We start from the raw sequence: 22,574 nt of genomic DNA, 5'->3' as shown, positions 1-22,574 counted from the left end.
CGTACGGGCGATGGATGCCTTTGACCCAAGCTCAACATGTCGGCGGATGGGCTGTCCACGTCTTCCCGGGTAGTCCGGGAGCCGCCGGACGGACCGCGCCCCTTCAGCGGGAGTGCTGTTTGAAGAAGTCCCACATGATGGTGGTTCCGTCGGGACCCGCAGGGTCCGCGAACGGGAAGGCGCCGTCACCGCCAGGCCATGCGTGACCCATGCCCTGGATTTCGATGTGCTGCACCAGGAGCACGCCGTTGGAGACGTAGTCCCTCACGGTGTACTTGCGGCCTCCCGGTGAAACAGCGGACGTCACCCGGGCGGGGGTGTTGGACACGCTGTTGTTGTTGGAGCCGTCGTCACCGTAGTCATTCGTCTGGACGAACTGGCGTGCGGTCTGCTGGCCGTTGACGGGATTGACGACGTTGTCGGACGTGCCGTGCACCACGAGCACCGGCACCGTCCGGCGCGGCTTGCCCGAGCACGCCCACGCGTCATAGCCCCGGTCATCCGGCGAATAGATGCTGCCGAACGTCATGGCATAGAGGCTGCCGGACGCCGTGGTGGCCGCCTTGTACATGGCGCCCGCGCCCACCATGCCCGCGGTGAACACATCCGAGTAGCAGGCCATCAGGACGCTGGTCATCACCGCGCCCGCGGAGACGCCGCCCAGGTAGACGCGGCGCGAGTCCACCGCGTAGTGGCTCTTCACCCAATCCACCATGCCGACGATGATCGACGGCTCGCCAATGCCTCGCTCCTGGTTGGAGGAGAACATGAAGTTCCAGCATTGGGTGCCGTTCGCGAACATCGCCTGGTTGGGATAGAGCACCAGGAACTTCTCCGCGTCCGCCTTCGCGTTCAGCCTCGACAGGCCCGCGAACTGGTCCGGGTTCTGAAGACAGCCATGCAGCCCCACGACGAGCGGGAGCGGCTCGCCGGGCTGGTAGCCGGTGGGGACCCAGAGCTGGTAGCTCCGGGTGCCCCAGACGTTCGAATAGACGCCGTGGACCCACTCGCCCGCGCGGGCCTGCGTGGTTCCCAACACGGCGAACAGCGCGCACACCGCCACCGCCATGCGAGACATGGCCTGGACCTTCCGAGTCACCGACATGTGTCTGCCTCCTGCTTCAGCCAGGACGCGTCATGCGTCCGGGTGACTCGACTTCCCGGAGGAACCGCTCCACCGCGTCGGCGACCTGTCCGGGTTGATCCACGGGCGCGGCATGCCCGGAATCCGTCAGCACTTGGAGCCACGCGTCCTTGAGCTGGCCCACGTAGGCCTGCTTCGTGGACAGCGGCGTGTAGTCCCGTTCGGAGTGCAGCACGAGCACGGGACAGGCGATGTCCTTCAGCCGGTCCTGGACGCTCCAGCCGACGAGCCCCTTTGTCGCGCGCAGGTACACGTCCGGCGCGTTGGCGCCCAGCGACTCGATGGCCCGTTGGCGCAGGGCCTCCTGCTCCGGCTTGGGAAACAGCCTGGGGGCCACGCGCTTCGCCAGCCCGCGGGGACCCAGCAGGCGCAGCACCAGCAGTCGCGCCGCGAACTCCATCTTCCGGCGGAACGTGCGCGCGACCATGTCCGGCCCGCTGTTGACCACGGTCAGGCTGCGCACCAGGTCCGGCCGGTCCACCGCCAGCTGGAAGCCCATCATCCCGCCCATGGACAGGCCGACGACGTGCACCTGCTTCAGCCCCAGTCCGTCACACAGCGCGGCGATGTCCCGTGCGAAGAGGGCCACGCCATACGTGCCCGCCGGCTTGTCGCTCTGGCCGTGGCCCCGCGCGTCCGGCACCAGCACGCGGTGATGCCCGGACAGCCGGGGCGCCACCGCTGCCCAGTCGCTGCCGGACGAACCCAGCCCGTGGAGGAGCAGGATGGGCGCTCCCTCGCCGGACTCCTGGAGGTGCAGGGTGACGCCGTCGGGAAGGGAGAACGTGGGCATCGTCGGGTGAACGACCGTTCAGAGAGGGGTTGGACTACGCTTTCAGGGTCGGTGGAACCGTAGCTGAACGACCGTTCGTTTTTCAAGGTGGCTCCCATGGCGTCTTCCTCCCCGTCCCGTCTTCGTGCGCGCAAGGCGGTGCTTCCGGCCTCGGCGCTGGCTGACGGCACGCGTCGCCGCATCCTGGAGACGGCGCTCCAGCTCTTCGCGAGCCGGGGCTTCCATGACGCGTCCATCCGGGACCTGGCCAAGGAGCTGGAGCTGCGGCCCAGCGCGCTCTACGCGCACTTCCCCTCCAAGGAGCACGTGCTCGCGGAGCTGGTGCGGCTGGGGCACGAGGCGCACCACGAGGGCTTGCGCACGGCGCTGCTCGGCGCGGGGGCGAAGCCGGTGGAGCAGCTCCGGGCCCTGGTCCGGGCGCACACGCAGCTGCACGCGACCCATCCGCAGCTGGCCGTGGTGGTGAACGACGAAATCCATGCGCTGCCGCCGGAGCTGGCGGCGCCGTCCCTGGCGCTGCGGGAGCAGTCGTCGGCGCTGCTGATGGCGGTCATCGAACGGGGGCGCGCGCAGGGCGTGTTCTCCGTGCCGAACGCGGGCGTCGTCGCCGCGGCCATCTCCGCCATGGGGTTGCGGTTGCCCTACTGGTTCGAACCCACGCCCGCGCTGGACGTGGACGCGCTGGCGGACCTGCACGCGGAGCTGGCGCTGCGGATGCTGGGGGTCAAGGCGGGGAAGTGAGGCGGGCGGTGGGCGCGGCACCCGCTGCGTCGGAGTTCGCGCCACGACCGGGACGACCTGAGCCGTAGGCGCAAGCGCGCGTGGATGACCGGGTGGCGCGTGGGTTGCTATGTGTCGCAGTGTCGGCCGGGCAGGGTGCCCGGCCGTGGCTTCCTGGCCGCGATGCTCCCCGAACAGTCTCATTCGCACGCGGCACCCGGCCCACGGCGCGGCCTGCGGGCCACTGCTGTCCTCACGCTGCTGTGCCTGCCGCTGTCCGTGGCCATGCCGCCGGCGGTGTCTCCGCCGCCTCGGCTCGTCCTCTGGGCGTGGGAGCGGCCGGAGGACCTGCGCTTCCTGGAAGGCCGCGCGGTGGATGTCGCCTTCCTGCTCGCGACGCTCGACCTCTCCGACGAGGACGAGCACCTGGTGCCCCGCAGGCAGCCACTCCGGGCTCCGCCGGGCACCGCGCTGAAGGCCACCGTGCGGCTGCAGATGCTTCCGGAAAGCTCGCTCGCGCGCATCGGACCGGAGCGCCTGGAGTCGTTGGCCATGAGTCTGGATGCGCTCGTGCGCCGCCGCCCTGACGTGACGGCGCTGCAACTCGACTTCGATGCCCGTGCATCGGAATACGACGCCTACGTCGACCTGCTCCAGCGGCTGCGCGCGCGCCTGCCTCCGGGGATGCCGCTGTCCATCACGGGGCTCGCGTCGTGGTGTGTGCCCGGCAGCTGGATTGCCCGCGCGCCCGTGGACGAAGTGGTGCCGCAGCTCTTCCGCATGGGCCCGGACGGGCCGGTCTGGCGTGCACGGTTCGCGCGCGGCCTGCCCCTTCCGTGCTCGGGCAGCATGGGCCTGGCCATGGACGAGTGGCAGCCCGTGCCTCCCGGCGTTTCGACCCTCTATCTCTTCAACCCCCGGCCGTGGACGCCCGATGCATTCGCTCACGCCGTGGCGGAGACCCGACCATGAAGAACGCAAGAACAGTCCTGGGGCTCGTCGGCCTCGCGGTCCTGCTGCCTCCCGTCATCGCCGATGCCTGCGGGCCCGACTTCGGGGCCGAGCCCCGCTTCTCCGTCGTCGACAATCCCGACCGGCCCTTCAGCAACTACGCCGCCGGACGCCTGGGCATCCTCCGACGCACCTTCGACCCGCCATACCTCGCCTTCGCCTTTCGCTCGATGATGGGCATCCCCACCACGGCGGAGGAGCAGAAGCACCTGGTGGCGGGCTGGACGGACGCGGAGGGCCGCTATGGGCCCGACCCGAGCTGGGCCCGTGATCAATGGACCGCCGTCCGGCAGGAGGTCGTGCCCGCCAAGGACCTGCCGCAGGTGGACGCCAACCAGATGGTGTACGCCTCCAACGACGCCTACATCCACGGTGATGCCTTCCTGCATGCCGCGGTCACGGCCCGCGCGCTCGCGAAGGAATGGAAGCAGCGTCCGGCCCTGCTGAAGGAGTGGGTGGGCAACCAGGACAACGTCTTCAGCAAGGGCTGCACCCTGGCTGACCCGGGGCCGGGCATCGAGGAGTCACTGACGCCGCGCGAGAAGGCGCGCAGGCAGGCCGAGCGCGACTACCAGGCCGCGGCCATGCACCTGTACTGCGGGAAGTTCGACGCGGCGGCGGAGGCCTTCCAGAACATGGCCAGCACCGCGGACTCTCCCTACCGGGTCCTCGGCGCGTACCTCGTGGCGCGCACCCGCGTTCGCGAGGCGCTGTTCCTACAGCCGGACGACTACTACGAGGCGCGCAAGTTGGACGAGGCGTCACTCGCGCGCTTCGCCCGGGCGGAGGAGGCCATCCAGAAGGTGCTCGCGGATCCGAAGCTGCGCGAGGTGCACGGGCCCTCGCGGCGCCTGCTGGACCTGGTGCGTTGGCGACTGTCGCCGGACACCTGGCGGTGCGAGCTGTTCTCGCGGGTGCTGGAGAAGGGCACTGGCTCCGGGCTGGAGTCGGAGCTGGCCGGCCTCTCGCTGGGGTCTGATGCGGACGGCAACGCTGTCGCCTGTCCGGGGCTCAAGCCTCGCGCGGCGGAGCTCTCCGAGTGGCTCCGGCTCATGTCCACCCCCCTTCCCGAAGAGACCGGCGTTCCGGAGGCGCCGTGGCCTGCGAAGGCCTACGCAACCGCCGTGGCCCGCTGGAAGAAGTCCGGGAATCAGCCCTGGCTCGTGCTCGCGCTGCTATCGGCCCGCGCGGACTCGCCAGAGGTGCCCACGCTGCTCGCGGATGCGGAGAAGGTGCCGGTGGAGTCTCCCGCGGGCATGACGCTCGCGTGGCGCTCCGTGCAACTGCTGCGGGAGCGGGGACAGCTGGCGGAGGCCCGGGCGCGGCTGGACGCCATTCCCCTGGAGCAGGTGCGCGACCAGCTGTCCGCGGACAACGCCCTGCGCGAGGAACGGATGCACCTGGCGCATGACTGGGACGAGGCCCTGCGCAACGCGGCCCAGTTCCTGGTGGAGGAGTCCGTCCTGGCCCCCCAGCCGGACGGCAGTGCACCCATGGGACTCAGCGCCGCGCGGGCCACCTTCCTGGAGTCCCATGTCCCCACGCGTCGGCTGCGCGAGTGGGCCGCGCTTCCCACGCTGAGCCCCGAGCTGCGCCGGCAGCTGTCGTGGGCCGTGTTCGCCCGCGCCGCGGTGGTGGGGGATGACGCCATGCTCACGGCCCAGGCGACCACGCTCGCGGAGACGGAGCCCAAGGCCCGCGCGGAGCTGTTGGCCATCGTGGGGCGGCCCACTGCGGAGGAGCGTCAGTTCGACGCGCGGCTGCTGATCATGGGGCTGCCGGTCGTCTCCGCGAGGGTGGAGCCCGCCAGGGACCGTCTGGCCAACGTCTCCCCGAAGCTGGACCTCACCGAGGACCTGAGCTGGTACCGCAACGGCTGGTGCGTGCCGGGGCCGAAGAACCTGGAGGATCCGCTGAAGACGCCGCTCCCGTTCGCGAGCCCGGAGGAGCGGGCGGACGCCGCCGCGGAGTGGAAGGCCCTCAACGAGGCGGGCTCCTCCGTGGCCTTCTTCTCCCGCGTGGCGCTGGATTGGGCGAAGGCGCACCCGGAGGATCCGCGCTCGCCCATCGCGCTGTTCCGCGCGGTCCGCTCCAGCAAGCGGGGCTGTGGCCAGAACACGCCGGAGGCGAAGAAGGCCTTCGCGTACCTCCACAAGCACTACGGCAAGACGGAGTGGGCGCGCCGCGCGCCGTATGTCTACTGACGCGAGCGGGCCCTACTGCTTGGGCTTCACGACGCGGAGGATCTTCCGCCGGAAGATCTTGTCGCGCGCCTCGTCGGTCAGGCGCGTGGACTTCACCTGCAGGTAGATGGACGGATGGTCCGAGTAGTATTTGCCCTCGGACTTCAGGTGCCGGGAGCCGCTGGCGCCCATCAGGCCGAACATGCCGGGGCCGGACAGCTCCAGGAAATCCACGTCCGACTGGTAGTAGCCCATGTAGTGGGCGTTGCCGGCGGAGTTCGAATACTGCTGCTGGAAGAGCGGGATGGCCTCGCTGCTCTTGAGGGCCAGCATGTACGTGGGCTGCGTCTCCGGCTGGCCGTCGAAGTAGACGCCCCGGCTGCCCTGGGCCGTCTCCTGGAGGTCCATGTTGAAGTCGCCCACCATCACCTGGATGCCCTCGGACTTGCAGAAGGCCTGCAAGGCATTGCGCTCCACCATCCGCTCATGGGAACTGGAGCCGGTGAGCGACGCGCGCAGGTGCACCCCGGCCACCGTCACCGAATAGCCATACCGGTTCCCGAGCGTCACCTTGAGGATGTACTCGTCCTTGGCCTTCAGCTTCGTCTGGATGGACGACGTATTGCGCGTGAGCGTGGTGGCCTCCAGGTAGAAGCCGTCTTCCTTCACGTTGTCCAACTGCTCGTCGATGTCCTCTCGCAGGTAGAGGGCAATCTCGTTGACGTGCTTGATGCCCTTGATCGTCGCGTGGTCAATCAGGTGCTTGCGGACGTAGGCCATGCCCAGGCCCGGGACGTCGATGCGGTCCGGGAAGGGCGAGCCCGTGGGGTTCTCCGACAGGAAGATGAAGACGGGGTAGTGCTTGTAGCCGCGCAGGTTCCGCTCGATGCGCTTCTTGCGCCGGTCGCTCCACCGGGACGTGTCCGCCGCCTGGGGGCCGTTGCTCTCCAGCCAGGACTGGAGGTTGTCGTCATAGTCGGAGTCGCGGACGTGCATGTTGCGGATGAGGTCGCACTCCTGCTCCACGATGTCCGCGAGCTTCGCGGCGATGTCCGGCCCCTGCAGGAACTCGGTGGCGGCCATGCTGGGGACGAGCGGGTTCGCGAGGCTCTTTCCGTCCACCCGCGCCCCCGTGTCATCCAACGTCGCGCTCAGCCCCATCACACCCTTGGTGGTGTTGGCCTTGTAGAACTTCTTGGCCGCGTCGAAGGGGATGAACAGGATGGAGATGCGAGGAAGGGTCGCGGTGTCGATGCCCTCGTCGAATTCGCGCTTCGGCATGGAGTCCCCCTGCAGTGTGAGCGGGCTACTTCCAGGAGCAGCCCTTGATCTTCGTGCAGAACGCTTCGTTGGTGGCCTTCTCGCACGCGATGGCCACGCCGCCGCACATATTGGACCCAAACATGTAGGCACATCCAGGTTGGCTGCTGCAGTACATCTGGGAGAAGACGCCGCAGAAGTGCGCCTTGCCCGTACAGCGGCCGGCGCCCTGGGACTCGCCGCCGTCCTTCTCCGGTGTGGCGGCCGTGCCCGCGTCCTTGCCTTCGACCCCGGCGTCCGCCTTCGCGGAGGTGGAGGTGGAGGGCTTGGGCTTCTTCGCCGTGCCCGCCGCGTGCGCGGGAGCGCCCAGCAGGGTCGCCGCCATCGTGAGCGCCATGAAGAGACCGACACGCTGTCCGTACCGCGCCATGTTCTTGTCCTTTCGGTGTGGGACCGGCCCGACTTCCGCAATAACAGTCCACGAGAAGGGGACTCAGCGACGCGCAGCATGCCCGCCTGCCCGAGTGGGAGTCGAGCGGCCAGGCCCGCTTCAGCGGCGGGGGAGCAGCTCCCGCGCCATTTCGATGAAGGCCCGGAGCGGACGCGAGGCCCGCGCCGCGGTAGATGTTCAGCCCTGCCGGGGGCCCGCGCCGTTTCGCAGCAGCAGCGCCGCGCGGTGGATGGCGGCGCGGATGCGGACGTAGGTTCCGCAGCGGCAGACGTTGTCGCTCATGGCCGCGTCGATGTCCGCGTCGGACGGCTGGGGGTTCCTGCGCAGCAGTGCGACCGCGGCCATGATCTGCCCCGGCTGGCAGAAGCCGCACTGGGCCACGTCCTCGGCGATCCATGCCTCCTGCACGGGGTGCAGTCCGGATGCGTCCGCGAGTCCTTCGATGGTCTTCACCTCGCGGCCCGCGATGTCACCTACGGGGTGGAGGCAGGGGCGGAAGGCCGCGCCGTCCAGGTGGCTGGTGCACGCGCCGCAGACGCCCACGCCGCAGCCGTACTTGGGGCCCGTGACGCCCAGCACGTCGCGGAGCACCCACAGCAGGGGCAGGTCCGCAGGCGAGTCCACCGACACCGGTTGACCGTTGAGGAGGAAGGAATGGGCCGGCATGGTCAGGCTCCCTCGTCGAGGATGGGAAAGCGCGTGGGCATGGTGCCCGTCGCCCGTGCAATGGCGTTGGCAAGGGCCGCCGCCGCGCTGGGGTAGCCCAGCTCCCCCACACCGCCCACGCGGTCGTCGGAGCGCACGAGGTGCACTTGGATGGAGGCGGGGGCGTGCTTCATCCGCAGCCACCGGTAGTCCGCGAAGCTGCCCTCGCGCACGGCGCCCGCGTCGATGTGGAGCCCGGCGCTCAGCGTGGTGGACATGGCGTCCATCGCCGCGCCCTGGAGCTGGGCCTCGATGCCCTTCGGGTTGATGGCCAGGCCCACGTCCGCGGCGATGACCACGCGCAGCACGCGCGGCGTCCCGCTGGTCACGTCCACCTCGACGAGGTGGGCGATGGCGCTGTCCCACTCCTCCAGCACGGCGACGCCTTGCGCGACGCCAGGTGGCAGCGCGCGGCCCCAGGCGCCTTCGAGCACCACCCGCTCCAGCACGGCCTTGAGCCTGCGGGACGTGAGGCGGGAGCGCCGCAACTCCACGGGGTCTTTCTGGAGCTCGCGAGCCAGCTGATCGACGAAGATTTCGTTGGCCACGCCCACCTGGCTGGTGAAGACGGAGCGGAAGGACGCGGTGGGAATCGGGAGCGGCACTTCGGCCAGCTCCTGCGCCACCCAGCCGAACTGGTAGGGGACGTGCTGTGTCAGCGCGAAGAACACCGCGCTCGTGACATCCGGCAGGACCTGACCGACCAGGGAGGTGAGCAGGTCCCCGAAGCCGTGAGGGAACTCCACGGTGGGGATGGCGGCGCGGTGTTGCCAGCCGAGGATGGAGCCGCCGGGCCCCAGCGAGGCGAGGATGCGGTGGTGGCTCGCGGGCCGGTAGTGCCCGTGGCGCATCTCGTCGTTGCGGCTCCACATCAGCTTCACCGGGTGCCCGAGCGAGCGCGAGATGAGCGCGGCCTCCACGGCGGCTTCGGTGAAGAAGCGCCGGCCAAAGCCACCGCCAGCGCGGATGGGATGCACGGTGACCCGCTGCGGAGTGAGCGCCCATCCCAGTGCCGCGGCGACCTGGCTCCGCGCGAACTTCGGATCCTGGACGCCGGACCAGACCTCCGCGGTGTCCGCCGTCACACGCGCCACGCAGCTCTGCGTCTCCATGGGCGCGTGCGCGAGATACGGGAAGTCGAAGCGTCCCTCCACGACCCGGGTCGTGAGCAGCGGAGGTAGCGGCCGGGGCCCGATGGCGTCACGCAGCCGGGTCCGGATGTCGGCGTCGGAGAGATGGCTGGCCGGGCCAGCGGTCCAGGTGATCTGCAATGCATCGCGAGCGGCGAAGGCCTGGGAGTACGTCCGCGCCGCCACCGCGATGCCTGAAGGAATCTGCACCACGCCCACCACGCCAGGCAGGGCCCGGGCCGTGGAGGCATTGAAGGACTGGACCTTGCCGAGCAGCGTGGGAGGCCGCGCCACCACCGTGGGCACCGCGTCCGGGATGTCCAGGTCCAGGGTGAAGCGCGCCGCGCCGGTGACGATGTCCCGTGCGTCGACGCGTCCCGTGGGCTTACCGACCACGGTGTACTTGCTCGGAGGCTTCGGCAGCGGCAACACCTCCGGCAGCAGCACGCGAGCGGCGTCCTCCGCCAGCTCGCCGTAGCCGAGCCTGCGGCCGTCGGGGGCACGCACCTCGCCCTGCGCTGTGGTGAGCGTGAGGGCCAGTACGCGCCAGCGGTGCGCGGCGGCGGTGACCAGTCGTGCCCGGGCCTCCGCCGCGGCGGCGCGGAGCGGACCGGCCAGGTAGCGCATCGTCGAGGACAGCCCGGTGAGCTGGATGAGCCAGCGGGGATCCGCGTCGGCGGTGTGCACGTCCACGGCATCGAGGCCGATATCGAGTTCTTCGGCGACGAGCATGGAGACGGCGGTGGTGATGCCCTGGCCCATCTCCGTGCGGGGCAAGGTGGCGACGACGCGGCCGTCGGTCCTGACGGCGACGTAGAGATTGAGCGGTGTCTCTTCCGGAGCCGCCGAGGGCTCCGATGCCTCGGCGGAGGGGACGTCGAGCGCGAGCCGGGCCGCGATCATCAACGTGGGCGAGGCCACCAGCCACGTGAGGAACTTGCGGCGCTCGATGCCGGTGGGTGGAGGGGCTGCGTCCGTGGGCAGCGTGTCAGCCATGGAGAAAGTGTGGCACGCGGCCACGGGCGGACCCAACGACCTGGCAGGACCTGTGCGGCACCTGTCATGTGGCGCGCGGAAGCATCCGGGACACGACCCGGGGCATGGAGTCCGGGGCGGGACGCACGCGCCGCTTCGGGGGATACTGGTGGCCATGTGCCCCATGGAGACGGGGGCGAGGACGGCGGGCATGCGCAGGTGGCTCATCGGTGGAGTGGCGGTCCTGGTCGCGTGCGGCCTCGTGCTGTTCTGGGCGCTGCGTTCAGGAGGACCGGACGCCCCGGAGGGCAACGCGGAAGCCACACTGACGCGGAAGCGCTCCGCGAACCCTGTGCCCACGCCGGAGCGCTCCGCCCCCGTGGAGGGGCTCCCGGCGGCGCGGTCCCCGAGCGAAGCGGATGGCGTCCTGGACGTGGAGGTGCTGTCCGATGGAAAGCCTTCACTCGGAACCACCGTGCGGCTCTACGCAAGGGGGGCGCGGGCGTCCACCTGGACGCTGATGGGCTCTGGGGTCACGGATCCGCAAGGCCACGTCCGGCTTGCCTCCGGTCCCGGGCGCTATCTCGTGGCGGTGCGCGCTCCGGGCCGGACCCCTCTGCTGCATGACGTGTCCCGCCCGCTCGGTGAGTCGCGCACGGCGCTGCGGATCTCCCTGGAGCCCGCGCAATCACTCACGGGCCGCACGGTGGTGCGCGGAACGAATGAACCGTTACCGCTCGTGGAGATCGTCCTCACGGCTCACGCCCATGACCTGGAGACCTGGCAGCGCCCGGATGCTCCCGACGACGAGCGCGTCTATGCCACGAGCGACGAGCGGGGGAACTTCCGCATCGACGGACTCACCCCGGGCACCTACAAGCTGGAGGCCCGCGCCCCCGGCTACGCGCGCCTGGTGCTGGGCCGTCTGCTCATCCCCCCGGAAGGCCCGCTGACGCTGGCGCTCCGGCTGGCGAGCGTCATCGAGGGCTTCGTCGTGGACTCGAAGGGCCTGCCGGCCGCGGACGCCGAGGTGCGGGTCGGCGGCAGCGCCTCGCAGGTGGTGACGACGGGCGCGCAGGGCGGCTTCTCCGTGGAAGTGGAGCCCGGCTCCCATCTCCTGTCCGCGCGGCGCGGCGAGGAGTCCGGCGCGCTTGACCTGCCAGTGCTCTGCGCAGCGGGCAGCACCGTGCGCGACGTGCGCATCCAGCTGGGACCGGGCGCGGTGCTGGAGGGCCGCGTCGTCGAGGCGCTTTCGCGCAAGCCGGTGGAGGGAGCGCGCGTCGACGTCAGCCGCTCCGGCGGGGACGCGGACCCCGGCGTCGCCGTGTCGGACGCGGAGGGGCACTTCCTCGTGCGGGGGCTTGCCCCAGGCGGCTACGACGCGAAGGTCACGGCTTCGGGCTACTCGCCCACCATGCGCCAGGGCCTGACGGTCAGGCAGGGCGAACGCTTTCCCGTGGAACTTCAGCTCTCGGGCACCGGCGCGGTGGAGGGCCAGGTGCGAGACCGGAACGGAGCGCCGGTGGCCGCGGCCCGGATCTCCGGCGTCAGCGGCTGGAGCCGGGGAATGGGGTTGAGCTCCATCGAGGCCCGCACGAACGCGGACGGCCACTATCGGCTCGAGGGAATCGCCACGGGCATTCTGTCCCTCTCCGCGAGCCAGGATGGGACGACGGCGGGCATCCGCCAGACCGTCTCCGTGGAGGAGAACCGCACGGCCCGGGCGGACTTCACCCTGGATGGCACGGGGACCCTCGAGGGCAGGGTGCGCGCGGCCCGTGGAGACCTCTCGGCGGGTCAGCTGGAGGTGACGGCCATGGCGGACAGGCAGCCGGGGGCCACGGGGATGACCCTCGGCAGTGCCGCCGTGGGCGCGGACGGGGGCTTCCGGATGAACCTTCCCGCCGGCGCCTACACGGCCACGCTCGCGGCGCGCGGTCTTTTCGTTCAGGGCAAGCAGGTGCAGGTGCGCGTGGAGGCGGGACGGACGGCCCAGGTCGAGTTCATCTGGGAGGAGCCGCCCGAGGAGCGCGCGTACCGGGGTGTCGTCCTGGAGCCGGATGGCTCGCCGTCGCCCCACGCCGCCATCACCCTCACGGCCGCGGAAGGAAAGGGCGTCCCCCTGTCGATGACACCCACGGATGCGGAGGGGCGCTTCACCGTTTCCTTCCGACCGGGGTTCACCCACCCGGACCGCGCGCTGTTGGTCGCGCGCAATGGAGGACGATCGAGCGAGCCCGTGCCCATCACCCTCGAAAAGGAGGTGGTGGTGCGGCTGAGGCCTTCGGCCTTCCTTCGCGGCCGCGTGGTGCGCAAGGGAGAGCCCGTTCGCGGCTTCACCCTCTCGCTCCGGCTCCAGAAGGGCTACTTGCCCAACGGCGAAGGCCCCTTCGAGTTCTCCGGCGACCGCTTCGAGTTACGCGACGTCCCGCCCGACCCCGTGAAGCTGACTGCGCGCACGGTGGATGGCTCCATCGGCGAGACCACGGCTTCGCCCTCCACGGGCGCGGTGCTCGAAGTGGACATTCCGCTGGAGGCCTCCGGCACCGTTCGGGGCCGGGTGGTGGACGCGGCCACGAAGACGCCCGTCTCTGGCGCGTTCGTCTTCATCGAGGGGGAGGAGCCCTTGATGGAGCACATCTCCAACGCGGAGGGCCGCTTCTCCCTGGGCGGGGTGCGCGCGGGCGAACGCGTCCTCCTCATCCTGGGCGGCCCTTCGCAGGGGCGTCTGCGCCGGCCGTTGAAGATGAAGGACGGTGACGTGCTGGACCTGGGCGACGTGGCCATGGAGGTGACGCCGCCCCCCCAGGATGCATCCGCGCCGTGAGGTGCTTCAGCCGGGCTTGCGCCGCCAGCCCGGAGGCGGTCCCTCGCGCAGCACCTCGGCCACCGCCACCGCGCAGGCGAAGCTGGTCGTCATGGGCACCTGCATCCAGTGGCCGCCCATGTAGAGCTTCACCTCCCGCTCCTTCACGACGTGGTCCACCTTCACGTCCGCGCCCACGCGCTCCATGAGGGCGGGGTCGCCCACGGACACCACGGACTCAAGCTGCGCGGGCAGGGTGGGCATGCCGCCCGCGGAGGAGGCGATGATGGCGCCCCGTGCCGCCGCGCGGTCCGTGACCTCCCGCATGGACGCCTCCAGCGCGCGGTGGGTCGTGCCCAGGCTCAGGTTGAGCACGTCCACGCCCACCTCGTCGAGCATCCACCCCATCGCCTCCACGAGGCACAGCGAGTGTCCTCGGATGTTCTGGTCGAGGACGCGGGCGACGTAGACCTCCACGCCCGGCCAGGGACGGACCTGGTCGTAGAGGATGCTCAGGACGGCGGTGCCGTGCCCATGTGTGTCCTCCAGGTCCAGCGTGCCCGTGCCGTCCCGCCACGCCACCAGCTCCTCCCGTTCGTAGGCGCGCGCCTCCAGCACCTGCGCGTCCAGGTCGAGCGAGAAGGTGGCCGCTCCCGCGAGGTGCATCGCGTGCTCGCGCAGGAAGGCCACCTCCACGCCGCTGTCGATGATGCCCACCTTCTTCACGGCGAGGTGCCTCCCTGCCGCGAAGGGCTCCAGAGCTTCAGCTGCCGGAACACATAGGTGCCCAGCGACACGGACTCCGTGCGGGGCGGGACGGCGTCCGGAACGGACACGGTCAGGTGCACGAGCGAACCCGCGAGCACCATCCCCGCGCCCAGCACCAAAATGAGCAGCAACGTGAGCGTGCCAATGCGCCGCACGACGAAGAGGCCGGCGTGGTCCGGGTCCTCCAGGAGCGGCAGTCGCGAGGGCAGCGGCTGCGCGGTGGGGCGTGGGAGTTCGTTCGCCATGACCGGGACCTTTCCTTTCCGCCGCGTCAGGCGGCGTCCGCCTCGCCCATGCCCGCACGGAACAGCCGCTGATACGGCGCGCAGCGCGCGAGCAGCTCCGTGTGCGGCCCCTGGCCCACCAGCCGGCCTCCCGCGAGCATCCACACCTCGTCGGCCAGGGGCGCGTTGGCCAGCCGGTGCGTGATGAACACCACCGTCTGTCCGCGCTCCCGGGCCCGCGCGAGCAGCGCCCGCACGATGGCGGACTCCGTCTCCACGTCGAGCTGCGAGGTGGCTTCGTCCAACAACAGCACGGGCGCGTCGCGCAAGACCGCCCGGGCCAGCGCCAGCCGCTGCCGCTGTCCGCCGGAGAGGCTCGCGCCCGCCTCGGCCACCGGCGTGTCGAAGCCCTGCGGCAGCGCGGCGAGGACGGACTCCAGCGCGCACAGCCGCACGGCCTGCCGCAGGTCCTCCTCGCTCACGGCGGGGAGCCCCAGGGTGAGGTTGTCGCGCACGGTGCCGTGGTACAGCTCCACGTCCTGCCACACCACCGCGAGCTGCCGGCGCAGGTCGGACAGCTCCAGCGTCCGCGCGTCCTTCCCGTCGAACAGCACGCGCCCCCGGCCCGGCTCCTCCAGCCGCGTCAGCATCCGCGCGAGCGTCGTCTTCCCGGAGCCGCTGGAGCCGACGATGGTCACCACCGCGCCGGGCCGGATGCGCGCGCTCACCTCGCGCAGCACGTCCTGTCCGGGCAGGTAGCCGAAGGACACGTCCTCCAGCTCCACCCCGCCAGAGAGCCGCTGGGTCAGCGGAGCCGGCGGCGTCAGCGAGCGGGCCGGGTCCTGCTCCGGCGCCTCGTGCAGGTACTCGAAGAAGCGGCGCAGGTGGACCCCTCGCTGCTGCAGGCCGGTGACGAAGCCGATGGCCTCGATGACCGGCCCGCGCAGGTACGCGGCATAGGCCACGAAGGCCACGAAGCCGCCCAGCGTCAGCTTCCCCTGGATGATGAGCCGCCAGCCCAGCCAGGTGAACAGCGCCGTCTGTGCGGCCTCGACCGTGCGCTCGAACAGCCGCATCAGCCCCTCCACTCCGTGGGCCCGCAGGTGCGCCCGCAGCACGGACCGCATCAGCCCCGCCGCGCGCTGGTAGATGAACGGCTCCAGCGCCAGCACCTTCGTCGTGCGGCTCTGCCGCAGCGTCTCCACCTGGAGCGCCTGGAGGGCGCCGTGCACGCCCATCACCTCCTGCCAGGCCATCCCCATGGCGCGGCCGATGACGAGCGGCACCGCCACCACGAAGGGCAGCGTGGCCACGGCCGCCAGCGCCAGCTCCCAGTGCAGCGACGCCAGGGTGAAGGGGATGACGACCAGGAAGGTGAGCTGCGAGAAGACGAGCCGGATCAACCCCAGCACCAGGGCCATGCCCGCCTTCGCGTCGTCGAAGCGGCTGGTGAGCTCACCCACCTGACGCCGGGAGAAGAAGCGGTCCGGCAGGTGCTGCAGGTGGTTGAAGAGGTAGAGCGTGGCGGAGCTCTCCAGCTTCACCGTGAGGTACGCGGAGTAGTAGCCGAACAGGGACTCCACGAGCGCCGCCGCCACCGACGCGGCGAGGATGCTCAGCACCAGCACGTGCAGAAGCCCCAGGTCCCGAGGGGACGACACGTGGTCGAACAACAGCCGCGTGAGGAAGGGCGGAATGAGCAAGAGCCCGGTGATGACCGGGCCCAGGAGCGCGCTCCTCAAGAGCGAGCCCCACGCGGGACGCAAGAGCCGCAGCAGCGCGGCGAGATAGCGCGCCGACTGCCGCAGCCCGGGGGCCCCTTCTTCCTGCATCGCGCCGCCCGCTTCCATCACAGGTGCGTGAGCACGCTCCGCGCCAGTGCGTCCACTTCCTCCGGAATGGCGTGGACGCGCAGGCCGGTGTGCTGCTCCATCTTCCGCCGCGCCTCCTCCAGCACCTCGTCCCGGACGCCCAGGAACCACGTCTCCGTCCAGCGGCTGCCCAAAAGCTTGCGCCCGCCCATCATCGCCAGGCCCACCACCGTGCAGGGCACGTTGTGCTCGCGGGCCAGCGACTCCAGATATTCGCGCGTCGCGATGACGTCTTCCGGCTTCGTATCCACCGCCACGGTCAGCACCACCAGGCGCGGCAGGAACGTCTCGTAGATGAGCGTGGAGGCGTTGGCCCGTTTGTCCATGCTCGCCGGCACGTAGAGCAGGCCGTTCTGCCCGCCGGTGATGACCAGGTCGCAGTCGTTCGCGAGCTCCTGCATGATCCGCCGCTCGAACGCCAGCCGCTGCGGGGGCTCCACACGCAGCACGCGCGAGTAGCCCGTGTCGGAGCCCAGCAGGATGCCCGTGGGCTCCGTGGCGTGGTGGCGCACGCGCACGTGCTTCGCCAGCGCCTCGCGCAGGTAGACCTGCGTGGTGAACTTGCCCTGCACCGTGTCCGTGCCGAAGACGCCCAGCAGGTTGCGCGGCCCGTAGTCCTCTGGGCCCGGCTTCGCGAGCGCGTCCTGCTCCGGCACGGCTACGCGGAAGAAGAGGTGGGGGTCCGGCTCCAGCCCGTCGAAGAGGTCGTAATAGAGGATGTCGTCGTACAGCGACACCACGGGCAGCCGCCTGCGCGTGGCCACCTCCAGCAGCGCGCGGACGTGCGGGACCTCCGTCTCGAAGTTGAGCGAGCAGGTGAAGACCACCGCGTCGAAGTCATGGCTCGCGATGGCCGCGGGGTCGTTCACCACGGGCACGGACAGCTCACCCGCCTGGATGTACGTGCCCGCGTCGCTGAGCGTCACCGTGTCGTCGAAGACGACGCACGCCGGGGCCGGGCTCCGGTCGCGGAAGCGCAAGAGCGCGTAGCCCTCTTTGTTGTACTTGAAGACGGCGGTCCGCTTGCCCGCGAGCACCTCCATCACCTGCGCGCGCGTGTACATGTGGCGGCTGCGCAGCGTGGGGTTCATCTTGAGGGGCAGCCGCTGGTCGCCCTCCCAGATCTCACCCAGCTTCTGGTACAGCACCTCCGGGTCGTACTTGGGATAGGTGCGGGTGTCCGGCGCGATGAGCAGCGGCACGCCGTAGTCCGGCATCTGGAAGACGTGCTCGCGCTCGGAGCCCTCCACGCGCAGCGCGTAGCGGCCCTGCGGGTGCAAGAGGAAGTACTGGAACGCGACGCGCAGGCCCGCGACCTCCAGCACCTCCGCGTCCAGCGTCAGCTCCCGGCGCGCTCCGGTGTTCACGCCCTCCAGCGACAGCCGGCGCAGCAGGAACGGCGGCTGCTCCTGCCCGTCGGCCTTGCTCACCTGGATGAGCACGCACTTGAAGGGGTCCACCGGGAAGGACGTGAGCAGCTCGGAGGAGAAGTCCTTCAGCCGCGACACGACATCCGCGTAGCGCGCGAGGAACAGCGCCCTCGCCCGGTCCCGCTGCGTCGGATCCGGAATCATGAAGAGCAGGTCGCTGCCGCTGAAGACCTCGAAGCGGCGCCACGTCTCGCGCGTCTCCGCGTCCACCGGCTCCGGCAGCTGCGCTTCCACCAGCTTGATGATCGCGTACATCCACGCGTTGCCCGGCGTCAGCCAGTGCTCGCTGTAGAAGTCGCGCCCCCACGTCGAATAGTAGAGCCGGGGCAGCGACGGCGGCGTGGGCGGCGGCGTGGCGGCCTGGATTTCGACGGGCGCGGCGGGCTGCATGACGCCCTCCAGCCACTCGATGCCTTCGTGCCACCAGTGGCCGAACAGCTCCGTGTCGAACGCGAGCACGAACGTCTGCCCGTCCTGGACGAGCGAGCGGCGCGAGTCCAACAGCTCCCAGAACTCGCGCACGTGCTGCTTCACCTGGGTGCGGGCTGCGTCCACGTCGTAGAGCGCCTTCTGGCCCAGGTCGACCTTCTGCCCCGTCACCGCCTGGTACTTGAGGCCCGTCCACATGTGCCCCCGCTTGTTCGCGGGCACGGGCACGCCCATCTCCTCGAAGTATTCAGGCCGCACGTCGAAGCCCACGTCCCGGAAGAACTCGCGGTACACCGGGTGCGCGGGGAACGTGGACTCGGGCGACTTCCACAGGTACAGCCCGATGCGGTAGTCGTGGACCATCACCTCCAGGTCCTCGTGGCGAAACACGCCGCTGGGGTCCTGGGCCTGGGACGCGCCAATGCCCGTCAGGCTGAGCGCGGTGCGGCGGATGCCATGGCGCGTGAGCACGCGCTCCAGCCCCGGCTGGAAGGCGCACTCGGGCAGCCAGAGGCCGTCCGGCTCGCGGCCGAAGAGGTCCTGGAAGGACTCCACGCCCCGCGCCACCAGCCGGTCCGCGACGGCGGGCTGGAAGAAGGGCAGGAAGTTGTGCTGCGGCGTGGACGTCCACAGCTGCACGTTGGACGCCCGCGAGCGCCCCAGCGAGGCGAACACGTCCCGCAGGCTGTGCTGGCGCAGGAACGCGAGGCTGTCCTCCACGCGGCGCAGGTACATGCCCGCGGTGCGGTGGACCTTCGCGAGCGACTCGTCCGATAGGGATTGGGGGAACTTCTCGTAGCGGTTGTAGAGCTCCAACCGCGACGTGCGCTCCAGCTCGCGCGTGGCGATGCGCTTCAGCAGCTGGAGGTAGCCGGTGTAGCGCTCCTCGCAGGCGACGAGCTGCTCGAAGAGGCACGGGGTGAAGGACATCACCAGCGTGCCGGCGAAGCGCTGGGAGTCCCAGCGCTCCAACATCCGGAACAGCGGGATGTACGTCTCCGTCAGCGCTTCGAAGAGCCAGTTCTCCGGCTCATCGAAGAGGGACCCCTCGCCCAACACCTGCGGCATGTGGGTGTTGAGGATCAGGGTGAGGCGCGTGTTCATGAGGGGACCGCGAGACGGGGGGAAGCGGGGGAAGCACAGCGAACCGCGAGGCTAGGCGCCGCCGCCGCAGTCCTCGGAGGGGGACGTCGCGCCGTCCTCGGAACACAGCCGGTGGGCCGAGTTGTAGAGGTCCTGCCAGACCGTTCCCGGTCCCGATGCGACGAGCGTGTACGTGGTGCTGGAGAAGTTCGACGTGGCGAAGCCCTGGACGTCCGGGCCTCCGTTGACCTGCTCCAGCAGCTCCGAGACATCCTTGCGCGTGAATCGCATCGGGGACCTCCGTGTGGCGGGTTGGAACGGCGGAAGGGAAGGCGAGGGCCGCGGGCTAATAGCAGCCGAACGTGGAGCGGTCCTCGGCGGTGACGGTGCCGCCGTCCTCGCAGGTCCACTGGTAGGTCCAGTAGTTCTGCCAGACAGCGCCGCCGCCGAAGGAGGGGACCAGGTTCCAGGTGGAGCCGGCGAAGTTGGAGGTGCCGAAGCCCTGGACATCCGGGCTGCCCTGCACCGCGTTCAACAGGTCACTGACGTTCTTGCGCGTGTACCGCATGGTGAGGACTCCGGGTGATGAGGGGAGATCAGCGGAGCCCTGAATCCTAGGAAGAGACCGGGGAGCGGGCAAGGCAGGGCAGGGCAGGGTCCCCGGAAGTGTCAGGAAGCACGTGTGACTTTGTGTTTCACGGTCTCTCCGGACCCACCGACAGGAATCCGGGGCCGCATGCCGGCGTTCAGCCAGGGTTCGAGCGTGAGCTGGACGCCGCACGCCGCGACGGTGACGAGCGCGGCGGTGAGCCCCGGAGCCTTCCACGCTCCGGCGACGGCCGCCGTGGCGATGACCCAGGGGCGGAGCAGCGTGAACGGCCCCAGGACCACCACGCTCGCGAGCGTCCGCACGTCGGCCTCCGCGGCGGCCCAGACGCCCATGCCCATCAGCGTCAGGGTCGCGTACGGCAGGAGCACCCAGAGGATCGCCTGCGCGCAGACGAGCAGCTGGGGGAACAGGCCCGATGAGAACAGGCAGGCCCCGGCGATGCCGGCACCCACCAGCGCGGTCGTGAAGAGTCCCCGCCCCATCCCCCGGCGGATGGCGGCCCGGTAGTAGTCGGCCTTGAAGATGCGGGCATCGCGGCCCGCAGCCACCCGGAAGCCGCAGAACGCGGCGTCGGTGATGGCGAGCAGCGCGAGCAGCACCGGCAGGACGGCGTTCATGAAGTGGAACCCAGCCGTGAGCGCAGCGGGCCCAGGTGGCGCTGGAGCGGTTCCCACAGCTCCGCGCGCGTTCCCACCGTGGCGGTCATGGGCCGGAGCATGGCGCCGAGGAGGTTGCGGGCCCCATCCAGGGACGCGCAGGTGAACCCCGTGGCCGACCGGGCCGCCGACAGCAGCGTCTCCGTGGGATGGGCGCGCCGCGCGGAGACCACGCCATCGTGGCGCGCGAGCGGCTCCCGCATGCGGGCCTGGTGGAACATCCACGAGCCCCAGGGCGAGAGCACCGAGTGCTGGATGTCGTAGTGCACGAACGCGTGCCCCTGCCGCTGGCCGGCGAAGAACGCGTTCAGGTCGTTCCCGCGAAAGTGATGCAGGACGCCCGTGGAGATGAAGATGTGTCCGGGCTGCTCCACCTGGAACGCGTTCGCGACCCGGAGCTCGCATGAGAGGGATTCCTCTTCCGCGAGCCGCCGGGCGTTCTCAATCAGCGTCACATTCATGTCACAGCCGATGATTTCAACGTCGCGTCCCAGCCGCCCATGCGCCGCGAGCGAGCGGACGGCGTAGCCGAGCCCGCAGCCGACATCGACGATGCGCAGCGGAGGCTTCACGCCGGAGTCGCGCAGCGCCTGCAACAGGGGCAGCAGCACGCAGCGGATGCGGTCCGCCTGAAGGAACTCCTCGCTCAGCCGCTGCAGCTCGATGTGGGAGCGCAGGAGGGCCAGGCTGCAGGCCTCGAAGTCGAGCGTGTCGTTGGACGCGGGAAGCCGCTGCACGAACCGCGCGGCGGACCGCTGCCCGTTGGCCATCAGCCGCGCCACGACGGATTCGCGCGACACCGGCCGGGGCTGGAGCGTCGCGACGTCGTAGTCGACGATGAGGTCGGAGATTTCGAGCAGGTCGGAGGGCATTCCAGCGCGTGTGCGCCGGAGTGTACCGCAACGCCGGGGCGGCTCGGCGCCCCGGCGTCGTCCCTGCCTACTCCCTCGCTCCGGTCAGTCCTGGTGGGCAGCTGAATTTGGCCGGCACGGACCACAGCTGGCCTTCTTCGGCGTCATCGAGGGCGGTGAAGAAGATGCGATGGCCCACGCGGGTGAACGAGCCCGGAAAGTGGATGTCCGCCAGCCGGCCCTGCGTCGCCACGGAGCCCCGGGTGAAGTAGGGGAAGACGGGCCCGATGGGGTCCGGTGCGCCGCCGAACAGGACCTGGCCCGTGCCGGTGGCGAACAGCGGGTAGCGGTACCCGTACTCCACATTGGGATTGTCGAAGAGCTGGCGGGTCCCCGCGGCCGTTCCATTCGTCGCCCACAGCGAGACGTCCCTGGACACGGGGGCGTCGCTTCCAATGCTCATGAAGAAGTAGATGTCGCTGCCGGAGACCACGGCTGTCCGCACGGCGGGATACGCGTACTCGTCGGAGCTGTAGGGGTTGGGCAGGGTGGTGATCCCCGTCTTGCCACCGCCGCTCAGGGAGAGCCGGTCGATGCGAAGCCGCTTCGTCACCGGGTTGTCCACGGACGTCAGATAGACATACGCCCCCAGCGTCCCGAGCAGGTTCACCCGCCTGCCGAAGGCTTCCAGGCGAACGGTTCCCGCGGCGGTGCCATTCGTCTTCCACACCTCGAAGTCGGGGCCGTCCTCCAGGATGAACAACGGCTGCTCACCCGGGCGGCTCACGTCCGTGAGGTAGGTGGGCCCCGCGTCCAGCCGCTTGACGGAGGTGGTCCCGGCCCGCGTGCCGTCGGTGCGCCACAGCGTGGTGCCCGTGTCCTCGGAGATGAAGAAGAGCAACGCGTTGCCGACCTTCAATGTGTCGTTGCCCAGGTCCGGGGTGCTGGTGAAGCTCCGCACCCGCAGCGTGCCGGCGGCCGTTCCGTCGGACCGCCACAGCTCCGGCCCGGCCCTTCCTCCCGGCAGTGGCACCCAGCGGAAGAACACCAGGCGGCCATTGAGCTCCGTGGCGTTGGTCATCACGGAGCCTTCCGATCCGGGCGTGATGTCCTTGACCAGCCGGGTCCCACCCGCCGTCCCGTCACTGCTCCAGAGCTCCATGCCGGTGGTGTCGGTGCGGGTCTGGAAGAAGAGCGTGTTGCCCACCGCGACGAGGTTCTGGGGTTGATAGACGCCCGGCGGCCCCGGAAACGCCTTCAGCGGGACGGTTCCCGCCTCCGTGCCGTCGCTGCGCCACAGGAACGAACCGGTGTCGAAGGCGGAGGTGACGAAGTAGAGCGTCCCCTGGACGTTCGTGAGCTCCCCCATGAAGCCCGCGGAACCCGGGGGCGTGATGGCCGCCACCCGGGCCGCCACCCCAGGAGGGCACGCCTGGGCGGTCACCTCGCGGGAGTCGTCCTCCACCGTGGCCAC

At 70.3% G+C, this 22,574-nt stretch carries 19 protein-coding genes; 4 read left to right on the top strand and 15 right to left on the bottom strand.

What is annotated here, in order from left to right; genetic code table 11:
* Positions 1-103: 103 nt before the first annotated feature.
* Entirely contained in the window at positions 104-1,105 is a 1,002-nt protein-coding gene (locus D7X99_RS15735) for a PHB depolymerase family esterase (protein WP_121778529.1), read from the bottom strand.
* A 16-nt stretch (positions 1,106-1,121) separates the two neighbouring features.
* A complete protein-coding gene (locus D7X99_RS15730; protein ID WP_121778528.1) occupies positions 1,122-1,937 on the bottom strand; it encodes an alpha/beta fold hydrolase in 816 nt (271 codons plus the stop codon).
* 96 nt (positions 1,938-2,033) lie between these two features.
* Between D7X99_RS15730 and D7X99_RS15725 the strand changes: the two genes are divergently transcribed.
* The 3 genes from D7X99_RS15725 (at position 2,034) to D7X99_RS15715 (ending at position 5,872) form a co-directional block, all read left to right on the top strand.
* The gene (locus D7X99_RS15725; protein WP_121778527.1) at positions 2,034-2,678 is read left to right on the top strand and encodes a TetR/AcrR family transcriptional regulator; all 645 of its coding nucleotides are present in this window, start codon (positions 2,034-2,036) and stop codon (positions 2,676-2,678) included.
* A gap of 162 nt (positions 2,679-2,840) precedes the next feature.
* Positions 2,841-3,629 (top strand): hypothetical protein, encoded by a 789-nt coding sequence (locus D7X99_RS15720; protein WP_121778558.1) that lies wholly within the window; start codon positions 2,841-2,843, stop codon positions 3,627-3,629.
* The gene (locus D7X99_RS15715; protein ID WP_121778526.1) at positions 3,626-5,872 is read left to right on the top strand and encodes a hypothetical protein; all 2,247 of its coding nucleotides are present in this window, start codon (positions 3,626-3,628) and stop codon (positions 5,870-5,872) included. The genes D7X99_RS15720 and D7X99_RS15715 overlap by 4 nt, the downstream gene beginning before the upstream one ends.
* Positions 5,873-5,884: 12 nt before the next feature.
* Here D7X99_RS15715 and D7X99_RS15710 read toward each other — a convergent pair whose 3' ends face one another.
* The 4 genes from D7X99_RS15710 to D7X99_RS15695 form a co-directional block, all read right to left on the bottom strand.
* Positions 5,885-7,132: a hypothetical protein gene (locus tag D7X99_RS15710; protein ID WP_121778525.1), complete on the bottom strand. Its 1,248-nt coding sequence runs from the start codon at positions 7,130-7,132 to the stop codon at positions 5,885-5,887.
* 25 nt (positions 7,133-7,157) lie between these two features.
* Entirely contained in the window at positions 7,158-7,541 is a 384-nt protein-coding gene (locus tag D7X99_RS15705; protein ID WP_121778524.1) for a hypothetical protein, read from the bottom strand.
* A 198-nt stretch (positions 7,542-7,739) separates the two neighbouring features.
* Positions 7,740-8,228, bottom strand: coding sequence for a (2Fe-2S)-binding protein (locus D7X99_RS15700; RefSeq protein WP_121778523.1), 489 nt, complete (start codon positions 8,226-8,228; stop codon positions 7,740-7,742).
* 2 nt (positions 8,229-8,230) lie between these two features.
* The gene (locus D7X99_RS15695) at positions 8,231-10,393 is read right to left on the bottom strand and encodes a xanthine dehydrogenase family protein molybdopterin-binding subunit (protein ID WP_121778522.1); all 2,163 of its coding nucleotides are present in this window, start codon (positions 10,391-10,393) and stop codon (positions 8,231-8,233) included.
* Between the two features lie 190 nt (positions 10,394-10,583).
* Between D7X99_RS15695 and D7X99_RS15685 the strand changes: the two genes are divergently transcribed.
* Entirely contained in the window at positions 10,584-13,199 is a 2,616-nt protein-coding gene (locus D7X99_RS15685) for a carboxypeptidase regulatory-like domain-containing protein (RefSeq protein WP_158627018.1), read from the top strand.
* 6 nt (positions 13,200-13,205) lie between these two features.
* On the opposite strand, the gene D7X99_RS15680 is transcribed toward D7X99_RS15685, so the two are convergent.
* The 9 genes from D7X99_RS15680 to D7X99_RS15640 form a co-directional block, all read right to left on the bottom strand.
* A complete protein-coding gene (locus tag D7X99_RS15680) occupies positions 13,206-13,904 on the bottom strand; it encodes a S8/S53 family peptidase (RefSeq protein ID WP_121778519.1) in 699 nt (232 codons plus the stop codon).
* Positions 13,901-14,191, bottom strand: coding sequence for a hypothetical protein (locus D7X99_RS15675; RefSeq protein WP_120576775.1), 291 nt, complete (start codon positions 14,189-14,191; stop codon positions 13,901-13,903). Before D7X99_RS15675 ends, D7X99_RS15680 begins: the two co-directional genes overlap by 4 nt.
* Before the next feature lie 26 nt (positions 14,192-14,217).
* Positions 14,218-16,002 (bottom strand): peptidase domain-containing ABC transporter, encoded by a 1,785-nt coding sequence (locus D7X99_RS15670; RefSeq protein ID WP_158624400.1) that lies wholly within the window; start codon positions 16,000-16,002, stop codon positions 14,218-14,220.
* A gap of 17 nt (positions 16,003-16,019) precedes the next feature.
* Positions 16,020-19,004, bottom strand: coding sequence for a DUF1611 domain-containing protein (locus D7X99_RS15665; RefSeq protein WP_121778518.1), 2,985 nt, complete (start codon positions 19,002-19,004; stop codon positions 16,020-16,022).
* 51 nt (positions 19,005-19,055) lie between these two features.
* A complete protein-coding gene (locus tag D7X99_RS15660; protein WP_014394285.1) occupies positions 19,056-19,274 on the bottom strand; it encodes a hypothetical protein in 219 nt (72 codons plus the stop codon).
* A gap of 55 nt (positions 19,275-19,329) precedes the next feature.
* Positions 19,330-19,551, bottom strand: coding sequence for a hypothetical protein (locus D7X99_RS15655; RefSeq protein ID WP_121778517.1), 222 nt, complete (start codon positions 19,549-19,551; stop codon positions 19,330-19,332).
* A gap of 101 nt (positions 19,552-19,652) precedes the next feature.
* Positions 19,653-20,210: a hypothetical protein gene (locus D7X99_RS15650; protein ID WP_121778516.1), complete on the bottom strand. Its 558-nt coding sequence runs from the start codon at positions 20,208-20,210 to the stop codon at positions 19,653-19,655.
* Positions 20,207-21,121 carry a class I SAM-dependent methyltransferase gene (locus D7X99_RS15645; RefSeq protein ID WP_121778515.1) on the bottom strand — a complete coding sequence of 305 codons (915 nt, stop codon included), beginning with the start codon at positions 21,119-21,121 and terminating at the stop codon, positions 20,207-20,209. Before D7X99_RS15645 ends, D7X99_RS15650 begins: the two co-directional genes overlap by 4 nt.
* Before the next feature lie 67 nt (positions 21,122-21,188).
* The gene (locus D7X99_RS15640; protein WP_233613423.1) at positions 21,189-22,574 is read right to left on the bottom strand and encodes a hypothetical protein; all 1,386 of its coding nucleotides are present in this window, start codon (positions 22,572-22,574) and stop codon (positions 21,189-21,191) included.

Origin of the sequence: Corallococcus sp. AB032C (assembly GCF_003668935.1) — a bacterium.
In the GTDB taxonomy this organism is placed as follows: Bacteria; Myxococcota; Myxococcia; order Myxococcales; family Myxococcaceae; genus Corallococcus; species Corallococcus exiguus.
This window is presented reverse-complemented; position numbering and strand designations above follow the sequence as displayed.